Annotated in this window: 1 protein-coding gene; it reads left to right on the top strand. The window is 64.0% G+C overall.

Annotated elements, in window-relative coordinates:
• Positions 1 to 53 precede the first annotated feature (53 nt).
• The coding region (locus E3O45_RS00800; protein WP_134441133.1) for a transposase at positions 54 to 1,371 on the top strand (1,318 nt) is incomplete at its 3' end.

A 1,371-nucleotide genomic window follows, 5' to 3' on the forward strand; every position in this document is an offset into this window, starting at 1 on the left:
TTTTTTAAGGCGCGCCTGCCGGGGGTTGGCTCGTGGTCGTTAAGACTGGGGTGATGCAGGGTCGTGATGATGGTCAGCGTGAGATTTACGATGTCGACGCCGTAGCGGGGCATCTTCTCCCGCCTGGGTCGGTGTTCGCGTTCCTCGCGGCGCATCGTCGGGACCTGTTTCCCGACGATGCCTTCGCGGACTTGTTCGCCTCGCAGAACGGCCGCCCGTCAACGCCAGCGGATGTGATCGCCTCGGTGATGGTGCTGCAAACATTGCATAACCTCTCCGACCGCGAAGCGGCCGAAGCGTTGACGTATGACCTGCGGTGGAAAGCCGCGTGCGGGTTCGCGTTGACTGAGGCCTCGTTCCACCCGACCGTGCTCGTCTACTGGCGCAAGCGTCTGGCCGCCAGCGACCGACCGCACCGCATCTTCGAGGCTGTGACGGAGGTCATTGCGAAGTCGGGAGCGTTGTCGGGGCGCAAACGCCGGGCGCTGGACTCGACGATCTTGGAGGACGCCGTCGCCCGCCAGGACACCGTTACCCAGCTGATCGCGCAGATCCGCCGCGTCGGCCGGGAGATTCCCGGCGCGGATGCGACCGTCGCCAGCTTGACCGGTCACGACTACGCCCAGCCGGGCAAGCCCGATATCGCGTGGGATGACCGCGACGCCCGCGACGAGCTCGTCTCCCGGCTGGTCACCGATGCGCTCGCCCTGCTGGGCAGCATCAATATCCATATCCTGACCAAGAAACAGCAGGAAACCGTTGCCCTGCTGGCGTTGGTCGCCGGTCAGGACGTGGAACCCGCCGACGGGTCCGACGGCACCGACGGCCGGTGGAGAATCGCCCGCAAGGTCGCGTATGACCGGGTGATTTCCACCGTCGATCCTGATGCCCGCCACGCGCACAAGAGCCGGCAGAAAAAGGTTGACGGGTTCAAAAGCCACGTCGCCATCGAGCCCGACACGGGCCTGGTGACCGCCGCTTTGCTCACGAAAGCATCCGGCCCGGAGAACAGTGATGCGGCTCGGGGATCCGCACTGATCGCCGCCGACACCAGCATCGGCACTCAGAAAATCGATGCGTTGGGTGATTCGGCCTATGGCAGCGGGGAACTCCTCAACCAGATCACGACGGCCGGTCACACCCCAATCATCAAGCCGATGCCGTTGAGCCGCGCTGTTCCTGGCGGCTTCACTATCGATGACTTCACCGTCAACGATGAAGCGCAGACGGTGACGTGCCCGGCGAGCATCGTTCGGTCGATCAGTTCCAAAGGCCGAGTTAGTTTCGGTCGGTCCTGCCAGAGCTGCCCGCTGATGGTTCAGTGCACCACAGCTCAGACCGGCCGAAAACTTGTCATTCAACCGCACGACC

Source organism: Cryobacterium sp. TMS1-20-1 (assembly GCF_004402355.1).
Lineage (GTDB): Bacteria > Actinomycetota > Actinomycetes > Actinomycetales > Microbacteriaceae > Cryobacterium > Cryobacterium levicorallinum.